This window comes from Mucilaginibacter sp. OK283 (assembly GCF_900110415.1).
Classification (GTDB): Bacteria; Bacteroidota; Bacteroidia; order Sphingobacteriales; family Sphingobacteriaceae; genus Mucilaginibacter.
This window is the reverse complement of record NZ_FODR01000021.1, coordinates 31,321-50,221: the sequence shown is the minus strand read 5'-3', so window position 1 is coordinate 50,221 and position 18,901 is coordinate 31,321. Positions and strand designations below refer to the sequence as shown.

The following is an 18,901-nucleotide window of genomic DNA, read 5'->3' as shown; positions in this document are numbered from 1 at the left end:
TAATTGCGCAAATCTTATCGAATTGCACGAATTTGATAAAATTATTTATTGCTGATCCGTAGGCTCGGCGACTTCTCCCGGTACTATACTCTTCATATAACCCTTCTCCAAAAGGAAAGGGATCACATGTTTCCCGGCTAAATGCACCGCATCTGACGATCCTTTGGTTGATTCTACACGGATACAAACAACCATATTGCCTTTTCCGTTTGCCTCTGGCGCAAAAAACACATACCAGCCATCGTTTACGCTTTTATTTTTAACAATACGCTCGGGTGTACCGCTTTTACCAGCAACCGCTATACCCAGTATGGGCACCTTTGGCGCGCTTTGCGTTATCATGTATTGCTTCAGCAGGGCGGCATAATCTGGTTTATCGGCCAGGGTAATGCCGGCCTTTACCGGCATTTTTGTTTTGCCAACATTTAATACAAACCGATTGGCTAATAACACACCATTATTGGCTACGCCCGATACCAGCCGGGCAACAGATGCGGGGGTAGCAATCAGCTCGCCCTGCCCCCAGGCCATACCCGAAATACCTTTGGCCCTGGTTTTATGAATATTGTTAGGATCGTATCGGGGCTTGGTATTAAACTCGGTTTTACGCCACAGGTTGCGCCATTTTTCTTCCTGCGCATCGTTTTCGGCAGGTTTATTATAATAGTACCCGCCTACCCCATGCAAAAACATCCCGGTTTTCATGTACAGGTTTACCATATACTCCTCCAGGTGCTGCTGGTTGGCCAGTTTAATAAAATATACGTTGTTCGATTTGGCTATCGCCCGTTCCATGGTAATGATACCGGTTTCGTCCGGCTCGATTCCCTTGGTACGGATACGCTCTTCCATACTTACATGGTAGGTTACTTTAGATGCATCAATGCCCAGCTTATTAAATGCCGACATGGCTGTTAATACCTTGGCGGTTGAACCCGGCTGCGAGGCATAAGTAAAGCCCAGATCGGTAGTGGTCATCCAGTTAGATAATTTATTCTGATCGGCTTGCGACATGGTTAACTGATCCCAGTTGTGCACCGGTGGCAGCGGGTACTGCGCCGATACCAGCACGTCGCCGGTATTGGCCTCCATCACTACAACGGATACGCGGTTATCGTATAGCGAGGTATCGGTAGCGATAGACTGCTGAATTTTTGTTTGCAAATCAGCATCCATCGTCAGTTTTACATCCCGGTTACGGTTTTTAAACGCTGCCACTTCGGGACCGTTAATATCGGCCAACAGCAATGTCGCCAGTTCGCTATAATCCTTCTTAGCTACCGTCATTTCCTTTACGCCACGGGGCAAAAACCTGTCTTCCTGGTAGCGCGAGGCTTTTACATTATAACTGCTGATGGGCATTTTAAAACCACGTAATTCGGCCGCATGTTCATACTCGGCAAAGTAGCCGTTGGTACTGCCATTAAATACACCGGTGTTTACATCACCCGTCCAAAAAAACATTTGTTCTTCAAAGGGATAAAACCGTTCCAGCCGCTTGTGCACTGCCGAATCGAGGTTATAATCTTTTACGCCTGCTACAGCCAGTTTCTTCTGTTGCTTCGCAATAAGTTCTGGCTTACTGGTAGCCAGGATCAATCCGTTCCTGTCAAGTAATGATCCGGCTTGCAGCCTGTTCATCAAAATGGCAATCCTTGGGTTATAGCTAAACATCCGCAGCCCGCTTTTATCGGCAACCAGGGCGGGTTTCACCACCCATTTTTTATTATCGGCGCTGTAGCGCGATACATTTACGGTTAACAACACTACGCCTGCTAATGCTGCCGCCAAAGCGGGCACCAGGTTTTTATCCTGTTGTTTGGTAATGTAATCCATTTGTATCTGGCTGCCTTTTACCAATGATACCGACAGTAAAAAACCGGTTGCCAATAAATTAATTACCAACGACGAGCCACCGTAACTTTCAAACGGCAGCGATACGCCCGACAAGGGCAATGCCCCAATAGAGCCGCCTGCAATCAGTAAAAATTGCACAAAGGTACATACCCCAATACCGGCGCTTAAGTAAAACAACAAGGGCGTACCCGTTTGCCGGCCAATAATTATCGACCGGTGTAAAAACAGCAGAAACAATATAAATACGGCTGCCATGCCAGCCCAGCCAAACTCCTCGCCTATTGATGGCAAAATCATGTCGGTATGCGCCTCGGGAATGGTTTTGGCAAAGCCCTGACCAACGCCTTCGCCGGTTAAGCCGCCCCCGGCCATAGCCCAGAGGCCGTTGGCCACCTGGTCGCCACCATAAACTTCATTGTTCCAGGGATCCTGCCAGATGGCTTTACGCTCAACCAAACGTTCAACCGGGCCGGGAATAATTTTATCCAGGCCGGGAATTTTATCGATGGTTAAAAAAGCGCTAATCACAATCAACGCCATTACGGCCGATTCGCTCAGATATTTCGGTTTCCAAAAACCAACCAAACCTAATATACCAAAAGTAACACCGGCACTTAGCCAAACATTATCAAAAAACCAGGTAATAAGTACAAAAAGCACCACAAAACCGGCCATTGATAAAAAATCGCCACGGGAAAAAGAGAAAAGGATGATAAAAGTAAAACAGATTACCATGGCAGGCCCCAGATCGCCCAAAACTAAAAACAACAGCAGCGTTACCAAAGTGGCCACCAGCGCCGATGAAAAGAACGACAAGCGTTTACTCCAGCTGGCATACTGGCTGATAAATTTTTCATTCGCGGCGAAAAATCCCGCAAGGAAAATAATCACCAGGTATTTTACAATCTCACTTGGCTGAAAGCCCAACAGGTTTACCTTAACCCCGCTGCCCTCGGGACCGGTACCAAACAAAATAGTGCTAAACAAAATGCCCATGGCCACAACAACCCAAGGCCAGCCATTTGCCGCGCTGCGCGTGTTTTTAAATACCAGCAAACGGTATAAACCCGAGTCGGCAGTAAGTTTGCGCAGGTTGATAAACAGTATAATGCAGATAATACCTACGCCAATGCCCAGGTAAATAAGCGTATCCTTTGCTAAAAATCTATCTCGTAAAGGGTCCTGCAGGCTTAATAAAGTGAGAAACGAGATCCCGGTAAGTATCATTACCAGGGGCACTATAATTTGATCGGCCTGGGGATAACGGTAACTTAACAGGATATGGATAACAATAAATCCGGCAAAAAAGCTGGCCGCAATAATCCAATACCAGGTGTTAAAATCGTCGATAGTACGTACAATAAACGCCCCCTCTTTTTTAAGGATATTGAAATCGCGGGTTGACAGCAGCTTAATGCTGTGCGGCGCCTGCACAAAATTTATCTTTTTATCGCCATCCAGGTCTACTACGCCCTGCGAACGGCCAAACTCAAAGCCCGGCTGCAGCGGTAATAACTCAAAAGCCTTATCGGTAGGGAGGTTTTTAAATTGATAACGACCGCCGGCATCTGTACGGGCAAATGCTGTAAGCGATTGCAATTGCCGCTTTTTATCGGCGTTGGCGACAAATACCTTTTTAGCCGTTGGCGAATTTTCAGTGGTGGTGTTTTTGGCGGCCGTTTCCTCGTCGGAATAAATACTGTCTCTTGGCAATATCATATTCAACCTCACCAAAACACCGGCAACCGGCTGTTCCTTGTGGGTTATCTTGCCACTAATGCTATAATCGCCCAGCCCAAGATCGTTTTGGGCTGGAATTTCGGGCGGGTGATTTTTTTCCTGGCTAAACCGGATGGAATCATCCCCGGTATAACCCAACAGCTCGCGCGAATCCAATACCCGCTGCCTGAATGATTCGCCGCCTTGTTCTATAGCCTCATCTGCATTAACATAATATTTGCGTTTATTCAGTTCGCCCGCATTATCAAAAGCACCTGCTGAATTTGCTTTGGCGGCAATAACAGATTGAATATAATCCACATCCCTCGGGTCATCAAAATAGTAGCCTTTTTTTAGCAGCGCGGCTACGTTTCCGGCCCTGTTTGGGGCATTCAGATTTACGATGGTGCCATCCTGCAGGCGCTTATCAACATCGGTAAATTTTTGCTGCAAAACAACATACAACCTACCAAACAGCGTGGCCAGCAAAATACCCGCGAGCAATAAAAACAATCGCTCCAATCGCCTGCCTGGAGGTTTGGGTGTGCCCTTATCCATTATTGTTTGATGGCTTTGGGTAACGAATCTATTTTGAACATGCCACCAAACAACCTGCCCGATACATATTTTTTATCGGGAAACAGATAAGTGGTTTGTACCGGTATGGCACAATTATTAAACTGCACATATTTTAACACCAGGGCATCGTTCTGCGTAACCACGCCGGTTTTAAAGCCGTCAAAGGCAACACTATCCAGCACCACATATTTGGTTTTTGGCGATAACATAAAAGCCGGCCCTTTATAACCCGAATCGGGTTTAAAAACAATTTTGCCTTTAGCTTTTATATACAGGCTATCCCTCCCAATAAAAATAGAATCGCTTAATACTATTGGCTCTTTAAAATCGGTAGCAGAAAGCACCAACGAGTTACCCTTTAACTTGTTGAGTGTATCCTGCAGCTTTATTTCGCCTGCACTTTTCGGCCTGGCAACAGGCGCGGTGGCAACCGGTTTCCTGTCGTCGTGCTTTAGCTGCTGGTTTATCCAGTATTGCCACACAAATCCGCACAAAACTACCAGGAACAGTATGGCAAGCAAAACTACTGTGCCGCGGTTACTTTTTTGCTTTACAGGCACCGTTTCGGGCCCATCGGGTAGTTTAGGCTGATGCTTAGGGTCTATAACTTCTTCCGCTGCTTTTGACGAAACTACCGGCCGGGTTACATTTTGAACACGCGGAGCCTTGTTGTTATGTACCAACACCACGGTCACGTTATCTTTGCCACCTTTATTATTGGCAGCTTGTATCAGTTTAGCGGCCTTATCTTCTAATTCGCCTTCCCCTGTCAGAATACTTTTTATTAGGTTTTTATCTACCATATCGGTAAGGCCATCGCTGCAAACCAATAACATATCGCCGGGTAAAAATGGCGAATGGCCTGTTTCTACAAAGTCAGCGTCTTTAGCAATATTAGGGTCAAAACCCAGGGCTTTATTAATTTCATTGCGCTTAGGGTGGTCCATGGCGGCTTCTTCGCTCAACCTGCCCGAGTCTTCCAGGAAGCCTACAAAGGAGTGATCTTTTGAAATTTTAATAAGCGAATTATCGCGCAGCAAATACAAACGGGTATCGCCCACATGGGCATAATAAAACTGGTTATTTTCCAGGTCGACCACCGCAAGCGTAAGTACGCAGGCCATGTTCTGCAACTCTTTATCGGCTATTTTTTTATCATAAATTTGTTTGTTGGCATCAACAAAAGTATTCACCAACAAGGTGCTCACATTGCCCGCTATGTACGATAGATCTTTAATAATGGTCTCGCGCGCAATTTCGGCAGCAACCTCGCCGCCTACATAACCGCCTACCCCATCAATTACGCAGGCCAAAATAAAATTGCCATCATTGGCTTTTTGGGCAATAAAGGTATCCTCATTATTATCCCTCTGCCTGCCGGTATCGGTTAGTCCGAAATAATTATTTGCCATGGCTTGATCTTTTTATGTCGATAAAATGGGCCAGCAATAACAAAACACATATTGCCAGCAGGCCTATTGATAATATTTGTGACATTATGCTTCGGGTTTAAATATGTTGATGCCAATGATACCATTCAGCAATATTTTTGAGTTAAAAGGCAATTCTACCCATTGCGGCGAGTTTACATCGCTGCGGGTAATTTCCTGCTCGTTAATCATGGTCAATTCGCCAAATGATGAAAGGTAAAGCTTACCATCGGCTTTATTCATGCGGATGCGCAGGTGCGGTGTGTTTACCCAATCGCTCGGAATTTTAAATACGGCGGCATCTTCGCGCGTTTCTTCGTTGCCCGATACCACTATGTCTTCATTCTTCATCAAAAACTCCACTTTACGCCCTACAAACTGCTTATCTGGCATAATAGTATCCAGCCGGGCTAAAACGGTTTGTCCGGGTTTTACCACATCCTTTTCGTTATAATGCAGGTCGTTAGCGTAAGGTAGTTCGTAATAGCCTTCGCTGTAATAGGTAAAGCCTTTTAAAATATCATTACTAATATCCAAAGTTTGGGCAACGCCGGTATGGCGGGGTATAAAGGTAACGCGCAGGTTCTCTTCTTTTTTATTGCTCCCGGGCAATAGTTTGCCTATAAAGCCTTTGTCGCCCTTTTTATAATCGGGATGTGAAACCAGCCTGAACACCCATTTTGAACTTGATGGCTCAACCTTTTTGCCCACTTCCTGGTGTTCGCGTAGCAACTCGTAAAACTTTTTTACCGATTCATGCACAATAATGCCAAACAAACCCGACCTATTGTTGATAAACTCCTGGTAGTCTTCTTCGTTAAAGCTGATAATGTATTCGTGATAAAAAACAACCCTGTCAGCAAATGATAGCTGAGCAACAGATTCTTTAAATTTTTCGATAATGTACAGGTACACATCATCGGGAGTGAGCGTTTTATTTGCTACAGCAGCCACCGCAGCCGCCTTCCCATTCGGCAGAAACCAGTCCTGCAGACCTATTTTTTGCCAAAATGTAGATTTGGATTCCATTAGGTAAATCTTTTTTTAGATGTTAATTATCATTAACTAAAAACTCAACTTTGATGTATCAGCGTTTTTTATGCTATCGCGATAAAACTGCGGGTCGGATTTAGACTTGTGTTTTACGCCACGCAGTATCGAATCTGCCAATGAATCCACCTCGGGCGGAATGCTGGCAGCAGGATCATTATTAACCGGCTGTGTTTCTGCCTGCGTATCCTTTTTAACCTGGTTATCTGGTTTGGCCTGTGTACTGCCCTGGCTTAAAGTATCCCTTGGCGGCGGTGTTGATTTAAAAAAAGTATCATAAATACCCTTACGGTGTTTAATGGCCATAACAGACGAAAACCCGGTAAGCGCTACCAACACTACAATTAAACTGATAAACAGCGGCTTGGAAATGCGTACTGCATGCTTGCCTACAACAACAGGTGTTTCGGCGGCTGGATTTACCACATGTACGCCCCTTGCGCTTTCGGCCTCCTGGTAGTAAAGTAACAGCCCCTGAAGGCGCTCATTTTCCTTTAACAATACCGAAGCATTCCAGGAATCATCAACATCCGTACTGTTTACTGCCGATATACTGCTATAAACCAATACCTCCTGCAATTCGATGCCGTTTGCATAGCGATTTTCGGGCTCTTTTTCCAGGCATTTGGCTACAATTTTAAGCAGCCAGGCGGGCACCTGCATTTCGTATTGTTTCTTTTCGTCGGTCCAGCTGGCAGGCAAATTCTTTTTGCGTAGTTCCATCACATCAGGAACTTCTTTTTCCATATGCGACAGCATTACCGCGTTGCGGGCGGTTTCGCCGTTATCGTTAAGCGGGAAAGGTACCTGGCCGGCAATCAATTCATACAGGATAATACCGTAGCTGTACACATCTGTCTGAAAATACATCAGCCCCTCATTTTGCTCGGGTGCCATAAATTCAATAGCCCCGGCATGCCTGATACTGGTGCGGCGCTGATCGTCAGACATAGCCGAGAGGCCAAAATCAAGCAGCACATAGTTGCCCGTGTGGATATTGAACTTTACATTATTGCTTTTAATATCGCCATGCTTTACAGATACCTTGTGGCAATGCGAGAGTGCATTGGCCAGCTGATCGGCCAGTTTGATGATCTCCTTGATGGTAAAAATAGCCTCATGCGGTGGCTTCAACAAATCCTCCAGGTCGGGGCCATCAATATATTCCATTTCGATAAAAGGAAACGAGCCGCTTTCGGTAATACCCGAGTTGAGGATTTTAACCACATTGGGATTGGGCTCTTCGTTTACCTTCTTTAGTTTTTCAACCTCGTTCTGAAAATTTCTGAAATTTTTATCGTCGGTACTCTCCGTATGGATTGGGGTGGGTAATAATTTTACCGCTGTAATGATAGGGCCGTAGCGCCTGCCTTTATAAACAGAGCCTTGTCCGCCCGTTCGCAAAGCCCCCATATTCTCCAAACCTTCGGTAATTGTAAATACTTTGCTCATTGAGTTATACTTGCAGTGCTGTAAACATAAATAACAATTGGTTAAGCTTTGTTATCTCAACATAACGCACATGTTGGCGTTTGGTTATAAAAATATGAAAATTTATGTGGATGTGCAGATTTCAGATGTGCAGATTTCAGATGATTTAAATCAGTTTGAAAATTTGAGGATTTGAAAATTTGAAAATAAGATCTACTTATCTAAAATACTGCCTCTCGTCTGCACATTTGAAATTTGCATATCTCCACATCTCCTTTTTCATTTGCACATCTGAAATCTGCACATCATTTTATAACTATTTCATCTACCAATAACCAGGCCTTAGCTCCGGCAATGTATTCGCCGGGTGGGATAATGCCTTTGTTGGTACCTTTTACTCTGACATAGCGGCCCTGCGTTGGTTTAATATCGGCCCTCACCGTGTTAATGCCATTAGCGTTAAACTCGGTTTGCCGGTAAACTTCGGTGTAGTTTTTTCCGTCTTCAGATACTTCAAAAGTCAGTAATGTTGGCTCCCACATTTTTTGCCAGTGGTATTTTAAAATATTGATACCCAACTGCGATATTTTTTGAACCGAACCCAGGTCGACCACGGCGTCCAGGTCATTTCCATTGAAGCCATACCATTGGCCATCGTTGTATAATTTGCTGCCAAAAACACCATTCACTAAACCAAAGGTATTGCCGGGGTTATAGCCTCCCTGCGGCTGGTTGGCAAGGGTTACGGTTTTACCAATGCCTTTGTGAATGGCAAAACTTTTTTCGTACACCCGCCCGGTTATTTTGCCATTACCAAATACCGCGGCTTTTATGGTACACGATTGGGTTATAGTTAAGGCCTTGCTATAAACTTTGCTACCTAAGCCCGGTGCCGATCCATCGGTGGTATAAAATATTTTTCCGCCGGGCAAAGTGGTGCTTAAGCTAAGCGACACCTGGTGGCCTGCGGTTTCGCTTACGTTATCTGTTATCTCATCAAAGGTATTAGCTGCGTTAATGTTCAGCTTTTTAAGCATCGGCTGCTCGTACCTTAACCGCTTCAAAAAGCCATCGTAATCCTTGTTTTCTTTAGCCGACCAGGCTACCTCGGCCAAAGCCAGCATCCTGGGGAACAGTTGTCGCTCGGCCCGGGCGGGGCTGGGCAGGTATTCGCTCCAGGCATTGGCCTGCACGCCTTTGATGTACCGGGCTTCATCGCCAGATAGTTGGTTTGTTAAAGGTTCGTAGTTATACACTTTGCTTAGCGGGGTATAGCCGCCGGCTGTTATCGGTTCGCCTGGGTATAACGACTGATAATAGTCCAGGTAAACATATTTTTCGGGCGTCATGATGGCATTGTGGTGTTGTTTGGCAGCAGCTATACCACCTTCCTCGCCCGTCCAGCTCATTACGGTTGCGCCAGGGGTTAAGCCGCCTTCCAGGATCTCGTCCCAACCAATAATCTGGCGGCCTTTGCTATTCAGGTATTTTTCCACGCGGCCTATGAAATAGCTTTGCAGTTCGTGCTCGTCTTTTAAATGCTCATCCTTAATACGTTTCTGGCATTTAGGGCATGTTTTCCATTTGGTTTTGGGACATTCGTCGCCACCTATGTGAATATATTTTGAAGGGAAAAGTGGCAATACTTCGTCAAGCACGTTTTGCAGAAAGGTAAAGGTTTCATCGTTACCGGCGCAATATACGTCATCAAATATGCCCCAATATGTAGCCGCTTTATACGGACCGCCTGTGCAACCCAGTTGCGGATAAGCCGCCAATGCCGCCAGCGCGTGCCCCGGCATTTCAATTTCCGGGATAATGGTGATGTGCCTGTCTGTTGCATATTTTACAATGGCTTTAACATCTTCCTGGGTGTAATAGCCGCCATACCGTTTGCCATCAAAAAGGTGAGGGCTATCGCGCTTATGGCCTATGATGGTTTCATCTCTATAGGCCGATATACTTTGTAAAAGCGGGTACTTTTTTATTTCTATGCGCCAGCCCTGGTCGTCGGTAAGGTGCCAGTGAAAGGTGTTGATCTTGTACAGGGCCAGCATATCAATCCACTTTTTGATGTCCTCCGCAGCAAAAAAGTGGCGGCTCACATCCAGCAGCATACCCCGGTAGGCAAAGCGTGGATGATCTTGAATGGTACAGCCCTCAACGGTTATTTTTCCGTCAGACGAGTGTAACAGCTGAATAAGTGACTGCAATCCATAAAATACGCCAGCCTCGTCATGACCGCAGATGTTAATTTGCTTTGATGTCACCACCACCTCATAACCCTCAGGACCAGCGACTTTAGAAGAGTCGACTTTCAGGATGATAGTGCCTTTGTTTTTCACCTTAAGCTGATAGCCGGCAAGCGACTTAAAATATTGATTGAAAAATATAAGGTTACCTGTTTTGATTCCAGGCCCGATAGTTATACCAGTCGCTGCCGAAAAGGTAAACGATCCGCCATTCCTTTCAAACTGATACGGTTGCGGTATCACCCCCTGCTGCTTAATTTGTGCCGATGAATAACCGGCAATTAATATCAGGCTTAAAGTAGTTAACAGGAATTTGTACAGATGTATTAGCTTTATCATGGATGCGGATTTGCAGAGCCTAATATAGCTGATTATAGCTATTTACACACTAATTATGAAAATTACAAGCTGCCAATAGCTTTGCGATAGTTGGTAATAGCGGTAACAATAGATTTCACGATAGCATCCTGCCCGCCGGGCGAATTGAGGTAATCTTCCTCTTCGGGATTGTTGATAAAACCTGTTTCGATAAGGACGGCAGGCATGGCGCTATGGGCCAATACCAATACGCCCTGCTCTTTCACCCCTTCGCTGGGGCGGCCGTCAAAATCGGTAAATTCGGCATTAAGCAGATCACCGAAGAGGATACTTTGCTTGCGATATTTTTGAATATAGGCATTCAGAATGATGGCGTTTGACGGGTCGGTTTCGTCATAGCTTTCGTAGTTTTGTTTATAATCTTTTTCCTGGAAGATAGAAGCGTTTTCACGCACGGCCTCCTCCTGCTCTTTAAGCCTGTGGAAACCATAAACCAGTAACAACACTCCTTTTCGCTTATGGGCCGAAGCCGCATTTCCCTCGGGAGATGAGTTGCAGTGGATAGAGACAAACAGGTTCCCATGCGCCTGGTTGGCTATGTTTGACCGTTGATTAAGGGGGATAAACGTATCGTCGGTACGGGTCATCAGGGCGGTAACGCCCTTCATGCCGGTATCAATATAAAGTTTCAGTTTTTTGGCAATGGCCAGGGTAACATTTTTTTCAACCGAGTATGATCCGCGGGCACCGGGGTCTTTACCGCCGTGCCCGGCATCAATAATTACCGTTTTAAAACGGAAGCCCGAGGTCGCTGGGATGGAATCCGTTTGCTGGGCCCATGAACTAAAACAACAGCACAGGCAAAGCCCTAAGCTGATGATTGATACCGAAAAAAGTTTTATACGAACCCTCATTTTTTCACCGCCTTTTTACTGCATTTGGGGCACAGGCCGGTTGCGTATAAGGTAAAGCCCTGTGGCTCAAAACCAGCGGGCAGGGTTATGGCCGGCAGGTGCAAATCGTCAAGGCAGTACACGTTTTTGCATTGGGTACAGTTGAAGTGCAGGTGCTCATCATGGTGATGACCTTCATCGCAGCTGGATGAACAGAGGGCGTAGTTGGCCGTGCCGTTTAAATCAAATACTTTATGAATAATACCTTTTTCTTCAAAGGCATTCAGGATGCGGTATAGGGTAACCCTGTCAATATCGTTCATAACACTCTCCAGATCGGGCTGTGAGGTGGCAGCGTTGCGGGCCGACATCATAGACAGCACCCGAAGCCGGGGGGCAGTTTTTTTTAAATGGTGCCTGTTCAGCAGGTCCTCGAAGTGAAAGTTGTTGCGGGCTGGTTCCATTTAAGTTTTACGGGGGTGTATACGTGCAAATATATACAACGTTGCATTAGGGGAGAAATTATAGTGATGTTGTATCAGGGCAAACGCATCAAATTGGGTTAACATAACTTAACATATTTCAACTATATTTTTATATAAATACCTATCAATCAATATTTTATATTTTAACATGGTTAACACTGAACTGATCTCAATTTAGGCGCATTTATAGCGGTTATCGCATGTCGGCTAAGACTCACCCGGTCGAGGCTGCGCCCGACCACCCTCTCTCCGGCTAAAACCGCATGGAGGGTGAAGCCCATTTTTTATTTTCTTATCTTTTTAATTTTTCAGCCCTCTATGCGACGCAGTCGGAGAGGAGGGGAAGACGGGCTTAGCCTCGTCGGGGTGAGTCTTAGCCGCCATGCTACAAACGCCATTAATAATTATAAATTACTGAAAATAAACAGTATATAAATCAAAAAAATTGCCCTGCAACAGCTTTTCGCTATTGCAGGGCAATGCCATTCTGAACTTATATAGTCTACTTAAAACCCATATCGTAACCCTACCTGGAACTGGTACGGGTTACCGCTCAAGCCGGATACACCTGCATTGGTGTTTACGGTATAGGCGTACTGTTTATTTACAGCGTCGAAGCTTTTGATGGTGTAAATTGATGTAGTGCCAAGATTATGATTTACGCCCCAGTTTTTGTCGATTAAATTGCTGACGTTAAACAGGTCGACTGATATCTCCAGGTATTGTTTTTTCAGGATTTGTATCCGTTTAATCAGCCTCAGGTCTATTACACCGTAAAACGGATTAACGCCGCCGTTACGTTCTGCTATTTTGCCAAAGCTTTTCTCGATATAATCTTTCATCCCTTTTTCAACTTTGGGGTTATTTAATATGGCATTGATTCCATCTTTTAAATATTGCGGCGTAGATGCGGAGTTAGGATTATAGATGTAAGCAAGATCGTTACTGGCCACAAAGTCGCCATTAACGTTGCCGTTTACTGTTAATGAATACCTGGTGCCGCTTATGCCCGAGAACCGTAAACCGGCGCTAAAACCATGGAACGTTGGCGAGCTGCCATAAAACACCACCTTATTGCGAAACTGGTTGTCCGAATAGTTCATGCTGCTTAGGTTGCGCGGATCGTCTTTTACATATTGCACCAGGGTTGCGGTGTTTGCCACGTTTCCGTTGTACGAGGTATTATCTTTGGTTTGGTTCCAGGTGTAAGAGAAAGATATTTCACCCTGCTTATAGTACCTGTAATCGGCATCAATAACAAACGCCACCTGGTTTACTTTTCCCAGGCTTTCCAATTCCAGCACCCGGCCAACTTCGGTAGTTTTGCGGCCTTGTGTCCAATCGGCCGATCCGTTTGCGGCGTTAATTGTACCTGCCGGAACGTATACGCCCCTGTTATCTTCGGCCGCAATGCGGAAATAGGGTTCATCTACCATATTTTTATCCACGTAGGTGTAGTTATTGCGGCCAAGGCTTAGGTAAGCGCTGGCGGTAACACGAAAGTTTTGCGCAAAAAAGTGAGAATATGAGGCATTGGCCTTGTAAACCGTAGGTACTTTGGCATCTTTCCCATTCATGTTAATGGTTGCCATCTTTGGTATCGCAGGATTATTGAGCAAGTCCTGGCCAGGCGCTGTCGACGGATCTTTACGATAAGCCGGAAAATTGGGCGTTGGCAGGTTACTGGTAATATCAACGCTTTGGATATGCGAGCCATCAAACAACATATTGTTAATCATGGAATACGGGTTAAGCGCAGATCCTAATATGCCGCCTCCAAGCCTCACAATATCTTTCCCGTTTTGCCCTAAATCCCAGGTTGCCTGTATGCGGGGCTGAATTTGCAGCGTAGCCAGCTTGTTAGATGTGTTTAAGCCCAATGTGCGGTAAACTACATCATTAAAATTCGCCTTATCAAGATAATCGGTATAATCTGCCCGGATACCGGCGGTTAAATCAAACCCGGGAAATAACGTGGTTTGGGCCTGTACATACAGGTTGGGGGCAAGAATGTTGAATTTGATATTATGATCTGCCGAAACATAAATATCCCTGGCAAAACGGTAAGGTGTAAGGTTATTGAAATTGGTTAGCCCGGTAAAATAAAAACGCCCGTTGGTTTCGCTGCCATAAATCGAATTCTGGTTGGTAAATGACAAGCCGCCTCCTAAAGTAAAGTTAAATTTGCCTTTTGTCCAGTATACGTTATCAGTAAGCTGTGCTACGTTATTGTTAAAATAATCGCCGCCGTAACGTTGCCCGCCCAATTGTATGGCCGTTGAATAGGTTGATCCGTTTGCCGCTGTCGAAGAGATATTCTGTACTATAGCGCGCGGAATATTGTCGGCAGGCAGCTGGCTGTTGGCAAACATTTTATTGTATTCCCAATAGTGCTGTACTTTCAGTTCGTTGGTTAAGGTTGGGCTCAGGATACTGCGCAACGAGGCCATTACACTATTGTTCAAACTTTTACGGGTGCTATACACCTCGTAAATGTTAATGGCCGTGTTATCGCCATCCGATTGGTTATCCAGGTCGTAAATAAAGTTATCGCGAATGGTAAGCAGGTTTTTAGCGTTAATCTGCCAGTCAATCCGGGCGAAACCCGCATGGGTATTTTTAAATTTATCAAACTGGCCCACCTGCGGCGAATTGGCAACACCGTATTTTGTACGTGCTATTGATAAAAAGTTATCCAGCGTAGCCTGGGTTACGTTGTAACGTTTTTCATCATCGGCAGATTGAATATTGGCTATATATAATGGCCGTGAATCTGCCTGGTGGTCCCAGGCGATAAAAAACTGCGCCTTATCTTTAACTATAGGGCCACCCAAAGAAAAGCCATATTGATAAGTAGAGAACGCCTGGTTACGTTTTAAGCCGTTTAAGCCATAGGGGCTTGAAAGCCAGTTGGCACGCGCGTAGGTAAAAGCGCTTCCCGAAAGTACGTTGGTACCCGATTTGGTTACCGTACTGATAGTACCCCCACCGGCATTACCGTAAGTAACATCATAGGCATTGGTAACCACCTGGAATTCGCGCACGGCTTCCAGCGATATAGAGTAAGCGCCGGTTGGCTGGCCACCAGATATAGTACCGCGTGCCGCCATACCGTCAATAGTATAATTGGTTGCCGATGCCAGCTGGCCATTTAAGCTGCCGCCCGAACTGAGTGGCGATAAATCTGCCAGGGTGGTAAAATTACGCCCGTTTACAGGCAGCTTCGCGATGTCTTTAGCGGTAACGGCTGTAGATGAGCCTATATTTTCAATTTTGTTGCGCGTGGTGGCCGATTTAATTTCGACCACGTTAAGCTCATGAACTTTGTCTTCCATCACAAACGCAACCTGTAGCAGGTCGCCCTGGTTAAGTGCAAAGTCGGTTTGTTTTTGCGGCGCCATACCCATAGCTTCTACAGTAATGCTATAGGGCGAACCGAGTGGAAGCTCCTTTAAAAGGAAAGCTCCTTTTGAATTGGTTGTAGTTTTGATCATGAACCCAGTCGACTCATTTTTCACCGTAACGGTTGCATTAGATAAAAGCGTGCCGCCAGGGCCGGATACTTTGCCGGAAATACCGGCCAGGTTAGTTTGTGCCTGGCCCGTTGTAACCAACAGGAAGCAGGCTATGCCTAACAGGCATATTTTCTGCAGGATAGTTTTGTATAAAGTCAGCATTTCTTAAGTATTAGTTAGCCGCAAAGGTGTACTTGCCGTGTTAACCAGGCATTTGCTAACTATTAACCTTGAGTAGTGCTTATTTAACCTAAATGTTAATTTAATTGAATTTAAGTCGGTAAATTCATTAAATGATAATGGCCAATTTGTTGTTTCTAATATTTATTAAGCTTACCCAAACGGGTTACCTAATTATCTCTCACGGTATTAAGATCAAATACTTTTATGGAGGAACGAAAAACGGCAGCTGTTGTGTTAGGCATTATTGCTTTAATTGTTATTTTCTTTACCGTGATACTGCCCGCAATTAATGATAACAGTACGCAAACCCTCGCCTTCAAAAACTGCGTCGTACATTTTAAATATAACAGTCGCGAACCAGGCCCGGATCTGTACCGGGCGTCACAAAATAAATTAGCGCATTGTTTATGTAAAAGCTATCAGCAAAACCCGGATACAGCCGTAGGCAACCATATCATCAAAATTTACCTGGAATATGGCAACCATTACGGCGCCGATAGTGTTCGCAGATATAAAAATATTGACAGCATTATTAAGCACAGGAACGATGTATTAGATACGCTTGTTCTTGTAGATTAGCGTCGGTAGTTTAAGTCCCCCTAAAAGCCCCCTTTACACCAAACAATCACAATATCCTACACCCCCACCCCTTCCCTGTTATACTTCGCCCTATAATCCAACGGCGACAGGCCGGTAATTTTTTTAAACACCTCCCTGAAGGCTTTATCATCGGCATAGCCAACTTCATTCATTACTTCAAAAATACTTTTGCGGCCTTTTTCCAGGGTGCTTTTGGCTACTTCTACCTTTACACGCTGCAGGTACTCTACCGGGGTGTTGCCTGTGGCTTTAATAAAGCGCCTGTCGAAATTCCGGCGGCTGATGGCCAGTTTAGCGGCTAATCCTTCGAAAGAAATTTTTTCGCGCAAGTTTTCTTCTATAAAAGATTGGGCTTTGCCAATCAGCTCATCGCCATGGTTTTTCTGTGTTTGAAAAATGTTAAAGGGCGATTGCGATGTCCGGTCCATATCAATCTGGAATACTTTGGAGCAGTAAATAGCCGTTTGCCTGTCAAAATATTTTTCGACCAGGAAAAGTACCAGGTTCAAAAAGGAGTAAGCACCACCATTGGTGTAAATGCCCTGCCCAACCGTAAGCAGTTTATCGGTATGCAGGTCGACGTTGGGGAACAGGCGCTTAAAAGCAGTTGCCGCATTCCAATGGGTGGAACAGGTTTTGCCATCAAGCAGGCCGGTAGCAGCCAACAAAAAAGCGCCGGTGCAAATACTGGCTATTTCGGCTCCGCGTTCATATTGTTCGCCAATCCAGCTGATAAGGCCGGCGTTCGCTTTAAGTACCCGGTCGTACTCATGCGAAACTGAGGGAATGATAAGCAAATCCGTTTTTTGTATCTCTTCAATACTTACCGGAAAAATGGAAAAGAAGCCGCCATCCAGTTTCAGTTCTGTTTCAAAACCGGCTATGCGCACTTCCATCATAGGCCGGTGCCCCAGTTGCTGCCAATAGCCATTGGCGCGGTTAAGGATTTGGAAAGTACCCACTACGCTGGCCAGGTTGGCATACCCTTTGGGAACTATGATGATCACTTGCTTCATGACATTTATTTTGAATAAAGATAGCTAACCTTCCCGTCCAAATCAACCCGTCACAATGTCCATATTACACCCTGCGTTTACAATATCAGGGCGTTAAATTTGCTATATTCAATTCCAAATCAAATCAATAACCTATTAAAAATGACAACAGCAGATTTTTCAACCACCCTGTTGGTTGACCAAAGCCCCGAGGAAGCATTTAATGCCATCAACAACGTTCGCGGATGGTGGTCGGAAGAAATTGAAGGCGATACCAGCAAACTGAATGATGAGTTTAATTACCATTTTGAAGACATTCATACCTGCAAAATAAAACTGGTAGAAGTTATTCCCAACCAAAAAGTAGTTTGGCTGGTGCTGGATAACTATTTTAAATTTACACGGGATAAAACCGAATGGACAGGCACAAAAATTAGTTTCGGGATTTCGGAACAAGATGGTAAAACCAAAATCGTTTTCACCCATCATGGCCTGGTGCCCGAATATGAGTGTTTCGAAATTTGCCGGGGCGCGTGGACAAATTATATCCAGAACAGCCTGGCCAGCCTGATTGCTACAGGTAAAGGATTGCCTAACGCAGCCGGTACCGCACGAACAGAAGACGAAGAGAAACTCCTGGCCGAAAAAAAATAAGCCGGCAAACCACATTATCTTCAATACACCATGAACAATTATCAAAAAAGCATCACCGTAAACAAATCAGCCGATGAAGTTTACGCCGCCATTACCAGGCATATTGCCGATTGGTGGAGCGATGACCTAAACGGCACCGCCGCCCGCACCGGCGACCAATATGATATTGCCTTTGGAAAAACCAAAAAAACCTTCAGTATCATTGAAGCAGTGCCCAATAACCGTGTAGTATGGCGGTGCGACAAAGCACATATAGATATGGCTGCCCTAACAAACAAGGCAGAATGGGTAGGCACCAAACTGATATGGACCATAAGCGTCGATAACCAGGGCGCAACCCTGATTTTTTTACACGAGGGCTTAAACCCAGGTTTTGAATGCTATAACGTATGCGAGGCTGGCTGGGATTATTTTATAGATAGCCTGCATGCTTTTTTAACCACCGGAAGCGGGACCCCATACCGCAAACAACAGGTAGTATCAAATTGATACTGTACAAACCAGGCCACCACGCAACAGGTTGGCGGCTTTGTTAAAAAACGCGCAGGCAACTGTTTTGTAGTTATTTGGCCTTATTAAAAATAAAGAATAATTTTATAATATAAAGCGCGGTCGCTTTGTGAAACCATCGTATGTATTCTGAAGAAGTAAAAAAGCGGAGGAGTGTGCGGTTCCTTCCTTGGGGAAGGAGGAGGTAGGGGTTAAATCAAGCGTTTAGTTACACGCTCGATAATTACGCGGCGCCCCCCCCCATTGAGCTACTGTGTATACACATCTTTTGGAAACGTACCAATAATAAAAAAAATGTCATTTCGAACGAACCGGGGAGGGCTTGGGTGTTGGCGTGAGGAGAAATCCTATACGTCATGCTTGCAAATTTGCATGGTTGAATGCATAACGTATAGGATTTCTCCTCGTACCTCGTTCGAAATGACATTTT

The 18,901-nt window shown here is 45.1% G+C and carries 12 protein-coding genes; 3 read left to right on the top strand and 9 right to left on the bottom strand.

The features are described 5' to 3' along the window. Nucleotides 1-45: 45 nt before the first annotated feature. From BMX56_RS28850 to BMX56_RS28815, 8 genes are all read right to left on the bottom strand, one after another. Nucleotides 46-4,134: an FtsW/RodA/SpoVE family cell cycle protein gene (locus BMX56_RS28850; RefSeq protein WP_090653189.1), complete on the bottom strand. Its 4,089-nt coding sequence runs from the start codon at nt 4,132-4,134 to the stop codon at nt 46-48. Beyond that, on the bottom strand, nt 4,134-5,567 hold the full coding sequence (locus BMX56_RS28845) for a protein phosphatase 2C domain-containing protein (RefSeq protein WP_090653188.1): 1,434 nt from the start codon (nt 5,565-5,567) through the stop codon (nt 4,134-4,136). The genes BMX56_RS28850 and BMX56_RS28845 overlap by 1 nt, the downstream gene beginning before the upstream one ends. Nucleotides 5,568-5,651: 84 nt before the next feature. Next, nucleotides 5,652-6,614: a hypothetical protein gene (locus BMX56_RS28840; protein WP_090653187.1), complete on the bottom strand. Its 963-nt coding sequence runs from the start codon at nt 6,612-6,614 to the stop codon at nt 5,652-5,654. Nucleotides 6,615-6,650: 36 nt separating this feature from the next. Continuing rightward, a complete protein-coding gene (locus BMX56_RS28835; protein WP_090653186.1) occupies nt 6,651-8,087 on the bottom strand; it encodes a serine/threonine protein kinase in 1,437 nt (478 codons plus the stop codon). Between the two features lie 284 nt (nt 8,088-8,371). After that, nucleotides 8,372-10,657: a glycoside hydrolase family 20 protein gene (locus tag BMX56_RS28830; RefSeq protein ID WP_090653185.1), complete on the bottom strand. Its 2,286-nt coding sequence runs from the start codon at nt 10,655-10,657 to the stop codon at nt 8,372-8,374. Between the two features lie 62 nt (nt 10,658-10,719). Beyond that, nucleotides 10,720-11,550 (bottom strand): N-acetylmuramoyl-L-alanine amidase family protein, encoded by an 831-nt coding sequence (locus BMX56_RS28825; protein ID WP_090653184.1) that lies wholly within the window; start codon nt 11,548-11,550, stop codon nt 10,720-10,722. Then, nucleotides 11,547-11,993 (bottom strand): Fur family transcriptional regulator, encoded by a 447-nt coding sequence (locus BMX56_RS28820; protein ID WP_090653183.1) that lies wholly within the window; start codon nt 11,991-11,993, stop codon nt 11,547-11,549. Before BMX56_RS28820 ends, BMX56_RS28825 begins: the two co-directional genes overlap by 4 nt. A 527-nt stretch (nt 11,994-12,520) precedes the next feature. Next, entirely contained in the window at nt 12,521-15,691 is a 3,171-nt protein-coding gene (locus tag BMX56_RS28815; protein WP_090653182.1) for a TonB-dependent receptor, read from the bottom strand. A 225-nt stretch (nt 15,692-15,916) separates the two neighbouring features. Here BMX56_RS28815 and BMX56_RS28810 point away from each other — a divergent pair, with 225 nt between their 5' ends. Next, nucleotides 15,917-16,291, top strand: coding sequence for a hypothetical protein (locus BMX56_RS28810; RefSeq protein WP_090653181.1), 375 nt, complete (start codon nt 15,917-15,919; stop codon nt 16,289-16,291). Nucleotides 16,292-16,347: 56 nt separating this feature from the next. Here BMX56_RS28810 and BMX56_RS28805 read toward each other — a convergent pair whose 3' ends face one another. After that, the gene (locus tag BMX56_RS28805) at nt 16,348-17,328 is read right to left on the bottom strand and encodes a GlxA family transcriptional regulator (RefSeq protein ID WP_090653180.1); all 981 of its coding nucleotides are present in this window, start codon (nt 17,326-17,328) and stop codon (nt 16,348-16,350) included. Between the two features lie 141 nt (nt 17,329-17,469). Here BMX56_RS28805 and BMX56_RS28800 point away from each other — a divergent pair, with 141 nt between their 5' ends. Both BMX56_RS28800 and BMX56_RS28795 read left to right on the top strand, forming a co-directional pair. Continuing rightward, the gene (locus BMX56_RS28800) at nt 17,470-17,961 is read left to right on the top strand and encodes an SRPBCC family protein (protein ID WP_090653179.1); all 492 of its coding nucleotides are present in this window, start codon (nt 17,470-17,472) and stop codon (nt 17,959-17,961) included. Nucleotides 17,962-17,991: 30 nt separating this feature from the next. Then, a complete protein-coding gene (locus BMX56_RS28795; protein ID WP_090653178.1) occupies nt 17,992-18,450 on the top strand; it encodes an SRPBCC family protein in 459 nt (152 codons plus the stop codon). Nucleotides 18,451-18,901: the final 451 nt, after the last annotated feature.